The organism is Microbacterium sp. NPDC058269 (assembly GCF_042881445.1).
GTDB lineage: Bacteria > Actinomycetota > Actinomycetes > Actinomycetales > Microbacteriaceae > Microbacterium.
Genome location: NZ_JBHVXT010000002.1, coordinates 1,046,898 through 1,060,323, shown reverse-complemented (window position 1 = coordinate 1,060,323; position 13,426 = coordinate 1,046,898). Strand labels below are relative to the sequence as shown.

Sequence of the window (13,426 nt, the reverse complement as noted above, 5' to 3'; positions counted from 1 at the left end):
TCGATTCGAGTTCTCGGATGGTGTCTGCCGATGAGCGGGGCGGTCGTCGGTGCCGACCGCCCCGCGGGAATCAACCGATCGGGTCGACCTCGGGCTGAGTCGCCTTGACGCCGGAGGCGCCGAGGTTGTTGTCGAAGATCTGCTGCCAGATCTTGCCGCCGTCGGTCAGCTGCGTGTTGAAGTACTCGGCCAGCGCGTCATCGCCCTTGGCGAGTCCGATGCCGTACCGCTCCTCGCTGAACGGCTCCCCGACGACCTTCAGATTGTCCGGGTCCTGAGCCGCGTAGCCGATGAGGATCGCCTCGTCGGTCGTGACGGCGTCGACCTGGCCGTTCTTCAGGTCCTCGACGCACTTGGAGTACGTGTCGTACTCCTTGGTCGGCACCTCGGGGTAGTTCGTCTTGATGTTCTGGATCGGCGTCGAGCCGGTCGCGGAACAGACCGTCGTCTCAGCGCTCAGGTCGTCCACGCTCTTGATGTCGCTGTCGGCGCCGACGAGAAGGCCCTGCCCCGTGAGGAAGTAGGGACCTGCGAAGGAGATCTGCTCCTTGCGCTTGTCGGTGATCGAGTAGGTGCCGACGTAGTAGTCGATGTCGCCGTTCACGATGGCCTGCTCGCGGTTCGCGGAGGCGATCGCCTGGAACTCGATCTTCTCCGGGTCGACGCCGAGCGATGCCGCCATCCAGCGAGCGATGTCGACGTCGAATCCGGTGCGGTCGCCCGTCACCGGATCGAGGTAACCCAGACCGGGCTGGTCCTCCTTGACGCCGACCTTGATCGTGCCTGCCGACTCGATCCGGTCGAAAGTCGGGCTGCCCTCGATGCTGACATCCTCCAGCACCGTCCACGGCGTGCTGCTCGAGGAGTCGCCCTCGTCGCCGCCCTCCGGGGCTCCCGTGCTGGACGGCGTGCCGCTGTTGCAGGCGGTGAGTGCCAGCAGCGCGGCCGCTGCGATTCCGATGCCTGCCAGTGTCCGTGTGCGTCGCATGTGCGTCTCCTTCGTGTGCTGTGTGTGCAGGGTCTGTGTGGTCGGTGCGTGGGCGTCAGTGCGTGAGGAGCTTCGAGAGGAAGTCCTTGGCGCGGTCGCTCTTCGGGTGCGTGAAGAACTCCTCAGGAGTCGCCTCCTCCACGATCTTTCCGTCGGCCATGAAGACGACTCGGTCGGCGGCCTTCCGCGCGAAACCCATCTCGTGGGTGACGACGATCATGGTCATCCCCTCGTGAGCGAGCCCGACCATCACGTCGAGGACCTCGTTGATCATCTCGGGGTCGAGGGCGCTGGTCGGCTCGTCGAACAGCATCACCTTGGGCTGCATCGCGAGAGCACGGGCGATCGCCACGCGCTGCTGCTGTCCGCCCGAGAGCTGCGCCGGGAGCTTCGATGCCTGCTGCGCCACGCCTACGCGCTCGAGCAGCACCATCGCCTCCTTCTCGGCGTCGGCCTTCTTGAGGCCGCGGACCTTGATCGGGCCGAGGGTGACGTTCTCGAGGATCGTGAGGTGGGCGAAGAGGTTGAACGACTGGAAGACCATGCCGACGTCGGCGCGGAGGTGGGCGAGGCCCTTCCCCTCGGCCGGCAGTTCCTTGCCGTCGATGCGGATGGTGCCGCTCGTGATCGTCTCGAGGCGGTTGATCGTGCGGCACAGGGTCGACTTGCCGGAACCGGACGGGCCGATCACGACGACGACCTCTCCCGAGTTGACGGTCAGGTCGATATCGGTGAGCGCCTGGAAGTCGCCGTAGTGCTTCTGGACGTTCTCGACCACGACGAGCGGGGTATCAGAGGTCATCATTTCTCCAAACTAGCCACGTCGGACGCGGGTCTCCAGGCACCTCGGTGAGATTTACACGTTCGTAATCACCTGATCGCGGCACCAATGCTCCTGTGCATGGGTACCCCGCGGCCCGCCCCCACGGGCCGCGGAATCGTCCTGCTGCAACGCCCCAACGACAGTTGAGCAGCAGGCGACGATCGTGCGCGATCGACCTCACAATGGCAGAGCGGCGACCCCGGTGTCAGACTTCTTGAGGATTTCTTGAGCAGTCAGCCGCGCAGATCCCGGTAGTAGTCGACTGCCCCGGGGTGCAGCGGCACAGGACCGGTGAAGATCGCCGAACGACGGTCCAGCAGCGCAGCGGTCGGCACCTCCCCCGCGATGCGCAGGCGCGCATCGAACAGCCCGGAGAGGATGTCACGCACGACGGCATCCGGGGTGGACGCTGCGGTGACGAGATAGTTCGGGACGGCCATCGTCGGCGCGGAGTCCACCAGTCCGTAGGTGCCGGCGGGAACATCGGCCGGTCGGTAGGCATACGAGTACCGCTCGTTCACCTCGTTCACCCACTCCTGCCTGATAGGGAGGAGGCGCACCGGTGATCGCTCGGAGAGCTCGGCCACGCCCGGGGTGGGGAGTCCGCCGACCCAGAAGAAGCCGTCGATCTCGCCGCGCTCCATCGCGCCGATCGACTCGCTGAGGTCGAGCTGCGGGTTGCGAACAGAGCCGAGGTCCACGCCGGCTGCATCCAGCACGCGCGCCGCGATCACGTTCACGCCGGAGTTCTCGGCACCGAGCGAGATCGTGCGACCGGCCAGATCGCCGATGTCGTCGATCTCCGAGTCGCCCCGCACCACGACCTGCACGTACTCGTCGTACAGACGGGCGAGGGCCTGCACCTCCAGGGGCTCGTCGAAGGCACCGGCGCCTGACACCGCGTCCGCGGCGGCATCCCCTTGCGCGAAACCGATCAGCGCCTCCCCCGAGCTCACCCGCAGCAGGTTGTCGACCGATCCTGCCGTCTCCTGCGCCACCATCCGGATGTCCAGCGAGTCCGAGAGCTCTGCGGCCAGGTGACTCCCGTAGTCGTAGTAGACGCCGGTGGACCCGCCGCTGGCGATGGCGTACTCCGCGTCCGTCCACTCGCTCGCGCGCGGGCTGCATGCGGTCAGACCGCCCAGCAGCGTGAGGGCGATCGCGCCGGCGACGAGCCGCCGCACGGCGGCCTTCACGGTGTCGTCCCGTCATGGAGCACCAGCGCGACCGCAAGTCCGCCGCCGTCTGCGGAGGCCACGGCCAGTTCCCCGCCGACCGTCGCGAGCAGGTCGCTCGCGATCGCGAGCCCCAGCCCGGAACCCGGAGTGTCTCCGCTCTCGGCGCTGCGCCAGAATCGGTCGGTGGCCGCCGCGGCCTGTTCCGCGGTCAGCCCCGGACCATGATCGCGAACGGTGATCCGGCATACACCTCCATCGCGTTCTGCTCCGATCTCGATGTGCGCGCCCTCGGGCGAGAACTTCACCGCGTTGTCGATCACGGCGTCCAGCGCGCTCTCCACGATCGTCCGGTCCGTCACGCTCATGACCGACGATGCCCCCGTGGGACGCAACCCCACCCCGCGCTGTGCGGCGACGTCGCGCCACGCCTCGAGTCGACGGGCGGCGAGGGTGGCGAGATCGACCGCGGAAATGGTCGAGTCCCCTCGCCCGCCGCGCGCGAGGCCGAGCAGGGTCTCGAGGATGCGGGTCATCCGTCTCCCCTCCTCCCTCGTCTCCTCGACATCTGCCTTCCAGTCCGCGCCGAGCCCCGTCGCCAGATGTTCGACGCGCAGGAGCAGCGCGTTGAGGGGGTTGCGCAGCTCGTGGGAGGCGTTCAGCGCGAACTCCTGCTGCCGCGTCATGACGCGCTCGATCTCGTCGGCCATTCCATTGAACACCTGCGCCATGCGGCGGAGCTCCGGCGGACCGTCGTCCGCGACGACGCGCGCGTCCATCTCGCCGCGCTCGATCGCGACCATCGCCTCGTCGAGACGTCGCACCGGCGACAGCACCCATCGGGCGAGGCGGAACACGAGCAGCACGCCCAGGGCGACGAGCACCAGGGCGATCGCGGAGATGAGCAAGAACTGCTGCAGGATCGCAGCGCGCGGCGCCTCGACGTCGCCCGCGACCAGCACGGCGCCGATCACGTCTCCATCGTCGAACACCGGTTCGGCCAGCGCGGCGTCAACGACCGTCCAGGGGAACACGACCGTGGGCTGCTCGGCGCGACGTCCGGACAGCGCCAGTCTGACCCGCTCGGCGTCTTCTTCCGGAAGCACCGCCGGGTCCTGCTCCCCCGCCGCCCACACGCTGCCGCCGAGGTCGAAGACCGTGACCTCGATCCCGTAGACCTCGCGGAAGCGCATCACCTCGGCGTCGATCACGGCGGCGCTGCCGGACCGAAGCGCCTGACGCGCGCTCGTGGCGAAGTACCCGAGGTCACCGAGCTGCTGCGTGTAGAACGCCTGCTGCACGCTGTGCGCGGCGCTCCATCCCGCGGCGCCGCCGAGCGCGGCCAGGATCGCGATGAGCGGCACCAGGAAGACGACGATCAGACGGCGGCGCATGGATCAGGACCCCGCGAGCCGGTAGCCGACTCCGCGCACGGTCTCGACGACCCCGCGGAACCCGGTCTTCTTCCGGATCGCCCCGACGTGCACCTCCAGCGAATGCCCGAATCCGCGCCAGTCGGTGTTCCACACCTCTCGGATCAGGCGCTCCTTCGGCACCGCCACACCGGGGTATCGGGCCAGCACGGCGACGATGTCGAACTCCTTGCGCGTGAGCTCGATTGGGGCGCCACGCACCAGGACCTGACGGGCGACGAGGTCGATCTCGACATCGCCGTCATGCAGCAGCACGCGCGCGTCGGCCTCCGGGCGCATCGGCCGCGACCTTCGCGTCACCGCCTCGATCCTGGCCAGGAGCTCGTGCACGTCATACGGTTTCACCACGAAATCATCGGCACCGGCGCGAAGCCCCTTGATACGCTCGGCGACCTGGTTGCGCGCGGTCACGATCACGATCGGAACCTCCGAGCGGCCCCTGATACGGCGACACAGGTCGACGCCATCGATGTCCGGGAGCCCGAGATCGAGCAGCACGACCTCGGTGTCCGCTCCCAACAGGTCGAGCGCCGCAGCCCCATCCGCCGCGCGCACGGTCGCGTACCCCGACCGGGCGAGGAAGGCCTCGAGCGCGCCGGCGACCCGGTCGTCGTCCTCGACGATCAGAATCCTCATCGACTCCGCTTCCTGCTTCCTTCGGTGTCCGAGAGCTCAGTCGACAGACGTCGCCCGCTGTGCGAAGGCGCTCTCGTACAGGCACACGCTGGCGGCCGTCGCCAGGTTGAGAGATTCGGCGCGCCCGAAGATCGGAAGCTTGAGCACCCGGTCCGCGAGGGCGAGCGCATCGTCTTCGAGTCCGCGCGCCTCGTTGCCGAAGAGCCATCCGGTCGGCTCGGCGAGCACACCCTCGGCACGCGCCTTCAACAGGTCGTCGCCCTTCACATCGGCAGCGAGGATGCGGAGACCCGCCGCGTGCGCACGCTTCACGACGTCGGCCAGGTCTCCCCCGACCGAGACGGGCAGGTGGAAGAGAGACCCCGTGGTGGCGCGAACGACTTTCGGATTGTAGGGATCGACCGTGCGGCCCGTGAGCACCACCGCATCCGCACCCGCGGCGTCCGCGGCCCGGATGATCGTGCCGAGGTTCCCGGGGTCGCGCACCTCTTCGCAGATCGCCACCAGTCGTGGCGAGGCATCGAAGATGTCGCGGACGGAGGTCGGCGTCTGCTGGACCACCGCGACGAGCCCCTGCGGGGTGACCGTGTCGGCCATCGCGTTGAGGACGTACTCGGTGACGTACTCGACGTCGATGTCGGCGTCGGCGGCCTTCGCACGGATGTCGGGGTGCCGCTCCCAGCCGTTGGGCGTCGCGAACAGCTCGACGATCGCCTCGGGACGATACGTGAGCGCTTCACGGACAGACTGCGGGCCTTCGAGAAGGAACAGGCCCGTCTCGGTTCTCGCGCTGCGTTTGGTCAGCTTCGCGACGGCTCGGACTCGGGGCGAACGGGGGTTCTCCAGCACGATCACAGTCTAGGGAACGCACGGCGGGTTCCCGCACCATCGGGATAGGGTGCCTGAATGACCCACAGCGCTGCGGCGAAGACCTCTCGCCGGCGGGTTACCCTCGCCGCTCTCGCCGTCGCGACGGTCGGGATCGGCCTCCTCGTCCATCGCAGTGTGAGCGGTGCGGTCGGCGACGTGGCGGGCGATGCCCTGTACGCCGTGCTCATCTACCTGCTCGCGGCCCTCGTCGCCCCGCGATGGCCTCGTCCCGCGGTGGCGATCGTGGCATTCGTGTTCTGCGCCGGTGTCGAGCTGCTCCAGCTCACCGGCCTCCCTCACGAGTGGGCATCGGTGTTCCCGCCGATCCGCCTCGTCCTCGGCTCCGGCTTCGACGTGCGCGACCTCGCGGTGTACGCGGGTGCGGCCGCCGTGGCCGCCGTCATCGATGTCGTGGTCACCCGTGCATTCGCCGACACGATGTCGAGAAACGCCACAGGGCGCCCTCCCGAAGGAGAGCGCCCTGTGTGAAGAGGTGCTTACGCAGCCGACTTCGGTGCGTTGACGTCGGAGGGCAGAGCCTTCTTCGCCGTCTCGACGAGCGTCGTGAACGTCGCCGCGTCGTTGACCGCGAGGTCGGCGAGCATACGACGGTCGACCGTGACACCCGCGATGCCGAGGCCCTGGATGAAGCGGTTGTATGTCATGCCGTTCTGGCGAGCCGCAGCGTTGATGCGCTGGATCCAGAGGCGACGGAAGTCGCCCTTGCGCTTGCGACGGTCACGGTACGAGTAGACCAGCGAGTGGATGACCTGCTCTTTGGCCTTCCGGTAGAGGCGCGAACGCTGTCCGCGGTAACCGGAGGCGCGCTCGAGGATGACCCGGCGCTTCTTGTGGGCGTTTACTGCCCGCTTGACTCTTGCCATTTTCCTGTGTTCCTATTCGTGCGTTCGGCGCGCGTCAGCGACCGAGAAGCTTCTTCGCGACCTTGGTGTCAGCCTTCGACAGCACCTGGTCCTGGTTCAGACGACGGGTACGACGGCTCGACTTGTGCTCGAGGTTGTGGCGCATCCCGGCCTGCTGCTTCTTCAGCTTTCCGCTTCCGGTGATCTTGAAGCGCTTCTTAGCACCCGAGTGGGTCTTCTGCTTCGGCATCTTCTCTTCCTTCGTATGGCGCCTTCTCAGGCGACGGTGTCAACCCGCGGTGCGGGAGTTCTGGGGGCGGGAGTCACTCCGCCGGAGCTGCGGCCGGTGCGTCGGTGTCGCTCTTGGCGTCGCGGGAAGCCTGCTTGTTCGCCGCGCGCTGCGCGTCGCGAACCGCGTTCTGCTCCTGCTTGGCCTCGGACTTGCTCTTGAGCGGAGCCACGATCATGACCATGTTGCGACCGTCGATGGTCGGGTTCGACTCGACCGTTCCGAGCTCGGCCACGTCTTCGGCGAACTTGCGCAGCAGACGCACACCCTGCTCGGGACGGGACTGCTCACGACCGCGGAACAGGATCATGGCCTTGACCTTGTCGCCGGCCTTGAGGAAGCCCTCGGCGCGCTTGAGCTTGGTCGTGTAGTCGTGGGCCTCGATCTTCAGACGGAAACGGACTTCCTTGAGGATCGTGTTCGCCTGGTTGCGGCGAGCTTCCTTTTCCTTCTGGGCGGCCTCGTACTTGAACTTGCCGTAGTCCATGATCTTGACGACGGGCGGCTTCGAGTTGGGGGCGACCTCGACGAGGTCGAGATCGGCTTCCTGCGCGAGGCGCAGCGCGGCCTCGATGCGGACGACGCCGATCTGCTCACCCGCGGGGCCGACGAGGCGGACCTCGGGGACGCGGATGCGCTCATTGGTACGGGGATCGCTGATGCGGAACTCCTTAGACGATGTGATTCGGCCACCGCGATGCTGTCTGCATCACGGGCGAAATCGGAATCGTCCCCGCCCACCGGCATTCAGACGCCGGCTCCGCACCCTGTCTGCCGGGTCCGTCTTGCGAACGGAGCCGGTGGAGTGCAAGACCCGGTAGCCTTGAACGGCAAGCGCGGGTGGGAAGTGAATCCTCTTTCGACCCGGAGCATGACGCTCCGGAGCCCGCCAAAGTCTAACAGAAAGCAAGGCGAAGTGACGAACCAGGCATCGGACGAGGCTGCACGCGAGCGCGAAGAGCGCTGGGCACGTCAGGAGGAGGCCGCGTCGTCGGCCACTCGAGACATCGCCGATGTACCTGCTGTCGAGGTGATCACCACCGCCGCCGTGCACCTCATGAGCGCCGCGGCCGTCAAGCTCGGCCTCGCCGACGATCCGGACGCCGCGGCGCAGATCGACCTCGACGAGGCACGCAAGCTCATCAACGCGCTGGCCGGCCTCATCACCGCGGGCGCCCCGGAGATCAGCGACATGCATGCCCGCTCGCTGCGCGACGGCCTCCGGTCGCTGCAGCTCGCCTTCCGCGAGGCCTCCACGATCCCCGACCCGATCGGCAAGGGGCCTGGCGAGAAGTGGACCGGTCCGGTCAACTAGTTCGCTTGTGGCGGGTGCCGCGGTTCCCGCCTTCGCTCGCAGAGCGGGGACCCTCCCGCTTCGCGGGCCCCTCCCGATGCTCGCGCCGGCGGGAACCGCGGCGCCCTTCGCACCCCGTCGACGACGGAGCATGAGGTATGGGGATCAGGGTTGCAGGATCAGAGGGTCGGCGGTGGAGGGACCGCCGCACGGCTCATTCGAATGCGTCCACGAGATCGACTGCTCGGACTCGTGGATGAGAGTTCCCTGCGCGTCGAAGACGCGGATGTCGACGTCTTCCGGGGTGGACATGTCGAACATGAGGCTCCACGTCCCGTCTTCCTGACGGACCGCGGCGAACAGGTTGGTCGACGACGTCTCGTTCTCCCCCGGCGCCGGTGAGCACCCCGCGCCCACGCAGAACTGGATGGCTGTGACGTCAGGGAATGCGCTCACGTCGACGACCACCCCGTTGATGTAGCCGATCGCCGGGCACGCGGTATAGCAGCCCGTGATGCCGGTCGCGGCGCCGCCGAGAACGGCGACAACGGCGAGAACTCGCATCAGACCGCGGGACATGCCCCGATCGTAGCGAAGGCGATCAGGCGCTGCGGCGGAGCTTCACCGTGAGCGAATCCGCGAGCACAGCGATGCGGTCGTCGGATGCCCAGCGCTGAGCGAGACGTGAGAGCACGGCGTCCAGCACCTCGCGTTCGAGCCCGTCGACGAGTTCGAGGACGACGATCAGCTCGGGGCCGCGCAGACGCGCATCGGGGTCGCCTGAGGCGACCGCCACGTCGATGACGGCGAGCTCGTGGGCCACGCTCTCCTGAAGGGCGGCGAAGACCTCGGGCGACAGGAAGCTCGGTTCCCAGCGCTGCTCCTGAGCGATCGCCCAGACGGCGGGACGACGGATCACGAACTCGGTGTCGGACGTCGGGTCGAGCACGATGAGATCGGTGTCATCAGCCGACGCCGCCAGTGCCGCCCGAAGAGCCTCGACGGGAATCGGTCGAGCGGTGGGGTCCCACCTCTGCATGGCCTGGACCGACGAGAACACCGGTTGCACGCGACGACCGTCCGGAGCCGCGACCGTCACGATGGACAGCTCCTGGGTCTTGTCGACCGCGAGACCGCTCGGCGCGATTCCCTCCTCGCCCTTCTCGGCGATGAGGGGGATCAGGACGCGCGCGGCGCGGAAGGCGTCGACGACCTCGGCCTGGCTGCCCTCCCCGGATCGGAAGCGCAGCAGCGCGGCGAGCAGAGCGGGATCGGCGGAACCGTCGTCCCCCGCGTGCGGGTTCGACTCGAAGCTGCGACCCTCCCACGGGACACCGGCCGAATCGCCGTGGTTGTGCGACTCGGGCCCGCAGGCGTGCGCGTCAGTCCCCTGCGACATCCAGTGCCTCAGCCAGCGTGAACGCGCCGGCGTAGAGTGCCTTGCCGACGATCGCTCCCTCGACGCCCAGGGGCACGAGGTCGCGGAGCGCGGCGATGTCGTCCAGGCTCGAGATCCCACCCGACGCGACGACCGGCTTCGGGGTGCGCGAGGTCACCTCGCGAAGCAGTTCGATGTTCGGGCCGCGAAGAGTTCCGTCCTTCGTGACGTCGGTGACGACGTAGCGGCTGCAACCTGCGTCCTCGAGGCGCTCGAGCACCTCCCAGAGGTCACCGCCCTCCTTGGTCCACCCACGGGCGGCGAGAGTCGTGCCGCGCACATCGAGGCCGACGGCGATCGCCTCGCCATAACGTCCGATCACGTCAGCGGCCCACTCCGGGTTCTCGAGTGCAGCCGTGCCCAGATTGATCCGGGTGGCGCCGCTCTCCAGAGCAGCCTCCAACGTCGCGTCGTCGCGGATGCCGCCGGAGAGCTCGACGCTCACGCCCTTGAACTGCTTGATGACCTTGCGCAGGATCGGAGCGTTGCTGCCACGACCGAATGCAGCATCCAGGTCGACGAGGTGGATCCATTTCGCCCCCTGGGCCACCCACTCCCCTGCGGCGTCCAACGGGTCGCCGTAGCTGGTCTCGGTTCCGGCCTCGCCCTGAGTCAGGCGGACGGCCTTGCCCCCGGCGACATCGACCGCGGGAAGGAGCGTGAGCGAGGGGGACTGCGCGAAGTCGTTCATGGGTTCCTTGGATCGGGAAGCTCTTCGGCCCGGTGCGGGCACGAGAACCGAGGGTAGTCCGCCGGACGGCGGGGAACAAAACGGATGACGCCTGCCGGCGTCTTCAGAGGCTCTCGACCCAGTTGCGCAGCAGCTGGATGCCTGCTTCGCCGGACTTCTCCGGGTGGAACTGCGTCGCCGAGAGCGGCCCGTTCTCGACGGCGGCGAGGAAGGGATCGCCGTAGGTCGTCCAGGTGAGAACCGGTTCGGGGAACGGCGGGATGACGTCGAGCTCCCACGACTGCGCCGCGTAGGAGTGCACGAAATAGAAGCGCTCCTGCTCGATGCCTCGGAAGAGCACGCTGTCGGTACCCGGCTCGACCGTGTTCCAGCCCATGTGCGGGAGGACAGGGGCGTTGAGCTCGGTGACGGCGCCCGGCCATTCCCCCAGGCCCTCGGTGTCGTGTCCGCGCTCGACGCCGTGTTCGAACAGCACCTGCATCCCGACGCAGATGCCGAGAACCGGGCGACCCCCGGCCAGTCGGCGGTCGATGATCTCGTCTCCTCCGTGCGCGCGCAGAGCGTCACGGACGGCCTGGAACGCGCCGACACCGGGCACGACGAGACCGTCGGCCTCGAGAGCCTCCTTGCGGTCCCGCGTGAGAACGGCATCGGCACCGGCGGCGACGAGCGCCTTGACCGCAGAGTGGACGTTGCCCGACTCGTAGTCGAATACCGCCACCCGGGGTGCTGCGCTCACAGCGCGCCCTTGGTGGAGGGGATGCCGTCGACGAGCGAGTCCAGCGCCTTGGCCTGACGGAAAGCACGGGCGAACGCCTTGTACTCCGCCTCGGCGATGTGGTGCGGGTCACGTCCGCCGAGCACGCGCACGTGCACGGTCAGAGCCGCGTTGAAGGTGATGGCTTCGAACGAGTGACGCACCAACGAGCCGGTGAAGTGCCCACCGATGAGGTGGTGCTCGAAACCTGCCGGCTCCCCCGTGTGCACGAGGTAGGGACGACCGGAGATGTCGACGACGGCCTGCGCGAGAGCCTCGTCGAGGGGAACGAGCGCATCGCCGTAGCGGGAGATCCCGGACTTGTCGCCGAGAGCCTCGAGAATCGCCTGGCCGAGCACGATCGAGACGTCTTCGACGGTGTGGTGCGCGTCGATCTGGGTGTCGCCGGATGCCCGCACGGTCAGGTCCGTCAGGGAGTGCTTCGCGAAGGCGGTGAGCATGTGGTCGAAGAACGGCACCGACGTGTCGATGCGGCTCGCCCCCGTGCCGTCGAGGTTCAGCTCGAGCTCGACGGTGGACTCCGACGTGCTGCGTACACGGCTCGCGGTGCGCGGGGTCAGTGCGGGGGTGCTCATGAAGCCGATCCTATCGAGGCCAGGGCATCGAGGAATGCGGTGGTCTCGGCCTCGGTCCCCGCACTCACCCTCAGGTGTCCGGGGATTCCGACGTCGCGCACCAGCACGCCGCGGTCATACAGCTGCTGCCAGGTGGACTTCGGGTCTGAGACGCCGCCGAACAGCACGAAGTTCGACCACGACTCATGGGGGTGGTACCCGAGCGCTTCGAGTGTCGCCGTGATGCGGTCGCGCTGTTCGACGATCTCCTCGACCATCCCGAGCATCACGTCTGCGTTGCGCAGCGCTGCGACGGCCGCCGCCTGGGTGAGGGCGCTCAGGTGATAGGGCAGCCGCACCAGTCGCAGCGCGTCGATGAACGCCGGGTCGGCCGCGAGATAGCCGACGCGCGCCCCGGCGAAGGCGAAGGCCTTGCTCATCGTGCGCGACACTGCGAGCCGCGGTCGTCCTTCGAGCAGCGTCAGGGCGGAGACCGCGTCGCGCGGCGCGAACTCCTGATATGCCTCGTCGACGATCACGATACCCCTGGCCGCGTCGTACACGGCGTCGATCACGTCGAGACCGAGCGGGGTGCCGGTCGGGTTATTGGGAGAGCAGAGGATCACCACGTCAGGATCGGCCGCCCGCACCTGCTCGGCTGCCTCCTCAGGAGTGATCGTGTAGTCAGACTGACGGGTGCCGGCGACCCAGCGTGCCCCGGTCCCCTGCGCGATCAGCGGGTACATCGAGTACGTCGGCGCGAATCCGAACGCGGTACGCCCTGGCCCGCCGAACGCCTGGAGGATGTGCTGGAGCACCTCGTTGGACCCGTTGCCGGCCCAGATCTGCTCGGGCGTGAGCCCGTGCCCCAGGTACTCGGCGAAAGACTCGCGGAGGGTGGTGAACTCTCGGTCGGGATACCGATTGACATCACGGATCGCGACGGCGATATCGTCGAGGATGTCGCTCGCCACCGCATCGGGGATCGGATGCGTGTTCTCGTTCACGTTGAGCGCGATGGGAAGCGGCGCCTGCGGAGCGCCGTACGGCGTCAGTCCGCGAAGATCGTCACGTAGCGGAAGATCGTTGAGGGAGAGGGTCACCCTTCCCATGTTAAGCGGCACCCCGACTCGATGACGCAAAGTTGCTGCGGTGACGCCACGGCCGGATCAGTTCACATCCGGATCAGTTCACATACTGAGCCGGGATGGCCAGCGTCTGGCCGACCTGGAGCTCACCGCCGCGCAGCAGGTTCATGCGGCTGATCTCCCCGATGACGTCGCGAGGATCGGCTTCGGGGGCGACACCGGTGGCGATCGACCAAAGAGTGTCTCCGGGCATGACCGTCACGGTCTCGACACTGACGGCGGCCGTGTCTGCGCCCGAGGCGATCGCACTGCCGCCGCTGAGAGCGGCGAAGGCGATGCCGATCGCGAGGGGCACGGAAGCGAAGGCGAGCAGCACGGCGCGACCACGCGTCGTCAGTCGGAGTCGCGTCGAAGGACGGGGCGACGCCGGGATGACTGCTGCGGTGCTGAAGCCGATGCTGCTCATGTGGTGCTCCTTAGCCTGTCCCGGAACGGTGAGGCTGCCG

The 13,426-nt window shown here is 67.9% G+C and carries 18 protein-coding genes; 2 read left to right on the top strand and 16 right to left on the bottom strand.

Annotation, left to right across the window (positions count from 1 at the left end):
- Window positions 1-70: 70 nt before the first annotated feature.
- The 6 genes from ACFVWL_RS13515 to ACFVWL_RS13490 form a co-directional block, all read right to left on the bottom strand.
- Window positions 71-988, bottom strand: coding sequence for a glutamate ABC transporter substrate-binding protein (locus tag ACFVWL_RS13515; RefSeq protein ID WP_387183515.1), 918 nt, complete (start codon window positions 986-988; stop codon window positions 71-73).
- Window positions 989-1,043: 55 nt separating this feature from the next.
- Window positions 1,044-1,790: an amino acid ABC transporter ATP-binding protein gene (locus tag ACFVWL_RS13510; RefSeq protein ID WP_387183512.1), complete on the bottom strand. Its 747-nt coding sequence runs from the start codon at window positions 1,788-1,790 to the stop codon at window positions 1,044-1,046.
- Window positions 1,791-2,044: 254 nt separating this feature from the next.
- Window positions 2,045-3,007 carry a TAXI family TRAP transporter solute-binding subunit gene (locus ACFVWL_RS13505; protein ID WP_387183509.1) on the bottom strand — a complete coding sequence of 321 codons (963 nt, stop codon included), beginning with the start codon at window positions 3,005-3,007 and terminating at the stop codon, window positions 2,045-2,047.
- Entirely contained in the window at window positions 3,004-4,380 is a 1,377-nt protein-coding gene (locus ACFVWL_RS13500; RefSeq protein WP_387183507.1) for a sensor histidine kinase, read from the bottom strand. The genes ACFVWL_RS13505 and ACFVWL_RS13500 overlap by 4 nt, the downstream gene beginning before the upstream one ends.
- Before the next feature lie 3 nt (window positions 4,381-4,383).
- Window positions 4,384-5,055 (bottom strand): response regulator transcription factor, encoded by a 672-nt coding sequence (locus tag ACFVWL_RS13495; protein WP_387183504.1) that lies wholly within the window; start codon window positions 5,053-5,055, stop codon window positions 4,384-4,386.
- 36 nt (window positions 5,056-5,091) lie between these two features.
- Entirely contained in the window at window positions 5,092-5,904 is an 813-nt protein-coding gene (locus ACFVWL_RS13490) for a TrmH family RNA methyltransferase (protein ID WP_387183501.1), read from the bottom strand.
- 57 nt (window positions 5,905-5,961) lie between these two features.
- Between ACFVWL_RS13490 and ACFVWL_RS13485 the strand changes: the two genes are divergently transcribed.
- Window positions 5,962-6,414: a DUF2809 domain-containing protein gene (locus tag ACFVWL_RS13485; protein WP_387183499.1), complete on the top strand. Its 453-nt coding sequence runs from the start codon at window positions 5,962-5,964 to the stop codon at window positions 6,412-6,414.
- A gap of 8 nt (window positions 6,415-6,422) precedes the next feature.
- Here the strand turns inward: ACFVWL_RS13485 and rplT are convergent, their stop codons facing one another.
- The 3 genes from rplT to infC form a co-directional block, all read right to left on the bottom strand.
- Window positions 6,423-6,809, bottom strand: a complete 387-nt coding sequence (gene rplT / locus ACFVWL_RS13480; RefSeq protein WP_021199772.1) for a 50S ribosomal protein L20 — start codon at window positions 6,807-6,809, stop codon at window positions 6,423-6,425.
- 34 nt (window positions 6,810-6,843) lie between these two features.
- A complete protein-coding gene (gene rpmI, locus ACFVWL_RS13475) occupies window positions 6,844-7,038 on the bottom strand; it encodes a 50S ribosomal protein L35 (protein WP_017828564.1) in 195 nt (64 codons plus the stop codon).
- Between the two features lie 73 nt (window positions 7,039-7,111).
- Complete coding sequence (gene infC / locus ACFVWL_RS13470; RefSeq protein WP_387183640.1) at window positions 7,112-7,738, bottom strand: translation initiation factor IF-3; 627 nt, start codon at window positions 7,736-7,738, stop codon at window positions 7,112-7,114.
- A 255-nt stretch (window positions 7,739-7,993) separates the two neighbouring features.
- Between infC and ACFVWL_RS13465 the strand changes: the two genes are divergently transcribed.
- Window positions 7,994-8,392 (top strand): DUF1844 domain-containing protein, encoded by a 399-nt coding sequence (locus ACFVWL_RS13465; RefSeq protein WP_387183496.1) that lies wholly within the window; start codon window positions 7,994-7,996, stop codon window positions 8,390-8,392.
- 144 nt (window positions 8,393-8,536) lie between these two features.
- On the opposite strand, the gene ACFVWL_RS13460 is transcribed toward ACFVWL_RS13465, so the two are convergent.
- From ACFVWL_RS13460 to ACFVWL_RS13430, 7 genes are all read right to left on the bottom strand, one after another.
- Window positions 8,537-8,950, bottom strand: coding sequence for a hypothetical protein (locus tag ACFVWL_RS13460; protein WP_387183494.1), 414 nt, complete (start codon window positions 8,948-8,950; stop codon window positions 8,537-8,539).
- 22 nt (window positions 8,951-8,972) lie between these two features.
- Window positions 8,973-9,770, bottom strand: a complete 798-nt coding sequence (locus ACFVWL_RS13455) for an SseB family protein (RefSeq protein ID WP_387183491.1) — start codon at window positions 9,768-9,770, stop codon at window positions 8,973-8,975.
- The gene (gene priA, locus ACFVWL_RS13450) at window positions 9,754-10,500 is read right to left on the bottom strand and encodes a bifunctional 1-(5-phosphoribosyl)-5-((5-phosphoribosylamino)methylideneamino)imidazole-4-carboxamide isomerase/phosphoribosylanthranilate isomerase PriA (RefSeq protein WP_387183489.1); all 747 of its coding nucleotides are present in this window, start codon (window positions 10,498-10,500) and stop codon (window positions 9,754-9,756) included. The genes ACFVWL_RS13455 and priA overlap by 17 nt, the downstream gene beginning before the upstream one ends.
- A 103-nt stretch (window positions 10,501-10,603) precedes the next feature.
- On the bottom strand, window positions 10,604-11,239 hold the full coding sequence (gene hisH / locus ACFVWL_RS13445; protein ID WP_387183486.1) for an imidazole glycerol phosphate synthase subunit HisH: 636 nt from the start codon (window positions 11,237-11,239) through the stop codon (window positions 10,604-10,606).
- Window positions 11,236-11,853, bottom strand: a complete 618-nt coding sequence (hisB, locus tag ACFVWL_RS13440) for an imidazoleglycerol-phosphate dehydratase HisB (protein WP_387183483.1) — start codon at window positions 11,851-11,853, stop codon at window positions 11,236-11,238. Before hisB ends, hisH begins: the two co-directional genes overlap by 4 nt.
- A complete protein-coding gene (locus tag ACFVWL_RS13435) occupies window positions 11,850-12,935 on the bottom strand; it encodes a histidinol-phosphate transaminase (RefSeq protein WP_387183481.1) in 1,086 nt (361 codons plus the stop codon). Before ACFVWL_RS13435 ends, hisB begins: the two co-directional genes overlap by 4 nt.
- An 82-nt stretch (window positions 12,936-13,017) precedes the next feature.
- Complete coding sequence (locus ACFVWL_RS13430; protein ID WP_387183478.1) at window positions 13,018-13,386, bottom strand: LysM peptidoglycan-binding domain-containing protein; 369 nt, start codon at window positions 13,384-13,386, stop codon at window positions 13,018-13,020.
- Between the last annotated feature and the right edge of the window lie 40 nt (window positions 13,387-13,426).

What these genes read in the sequence shown, in the direction of transcription:
- ACFVWL_RS13515 (WP_387183515.1), bottom strand. Translation starts at nt 988, where the DNA reads ATGCGACGCACACGGACACTGGCAGGCATCGGAATCGCAGCGGCCGCG.
- ACFVWL_RS13510 (WP_387183512.1), bottom strand. Translation starts at nt 1,790, where the DNA reads ATGACCTCTGATACCCCGCTCGTCGTGGTCGAGAACGTCCAGAAGCAC.
- ACFVWL_RS13500 (WP_387183507.1), bottom strand. Translation starts at nt 4,380, where the DNA reads ATGCGCCGCCGTCTGATCGTCGTCTTCCTGGTGCCGCTCATCGCGATC.
- ACFVWL_RS13495 (WP_387183504.1), bottom strand. Translation starts at nt 5,055, where the DNA reads ATGAGGATTCTGATCGTCGAGGACGACGACCGGGTCGCCGGCGCGCTC.
- ACFVWL_RS13485 (WP_387183499.1), top strand. Translation starts at nt 5,962, where the DNA reads ATGACCCACAGCGCTGCGGCGAAGACCTCTCGCCGGCGGGTTACCCTC.
- rplT (WP_021199772.1), bottom strand. Translation starts at nt 6,809, where the DNA reads ATGGCAAGAGTCAAGCGGGCAGTAAACGCCCACAAGAAGCGCCGGGTC.
- rpmI (WP_017828564.1), bottom strand. Translation starts at nt 7,038, where the DNA reads ATGCCGAAGCAGAAGACCCACTCGGGTGCTAAGAAGCGCTTCAAGATC.
- ACFVWL_RS13460 (WP_387183494.1), bottom strand. Translation starts at nt 8,950, where the DNA reads ATGTCCCGCGGTCTGATGCGAGTTCTCGCCGTTGTCGCCGTTCTCGGC.
- ACFVWL_RS13455 (WP_387183491.1), bottom strand. Translation starts at nt 9,770, where the DNA reads ATGTCGCAGGGGACTGACGCGCACGCCTGCGGGCCCGAGTCGCACAAC.
- priA (WP_387183489.1), bottom strand. Translation starts at nt 10,500, where the DNA reads ATGAACGACTTCGCGCAGTCCCCCTCGCTCACGCTCCTTCCCGCGGTC.
- hisB (WP_387183483.1), bottom strand. Translation starts at nt 11,853, where the DNA reads ATGAGCACCCCCGCACTGACCCCGCGCACCGCGAGCCGTGTACGCAGC.
- ACFVWL_RS13430 (WP_387183478.1), bottom strand. Translation starts at nt 13,386, where the DNA reads ATGAGCAGCATCGGCTTCAGCACCGCAGCAGTCATCCCGGCGTCGCCC.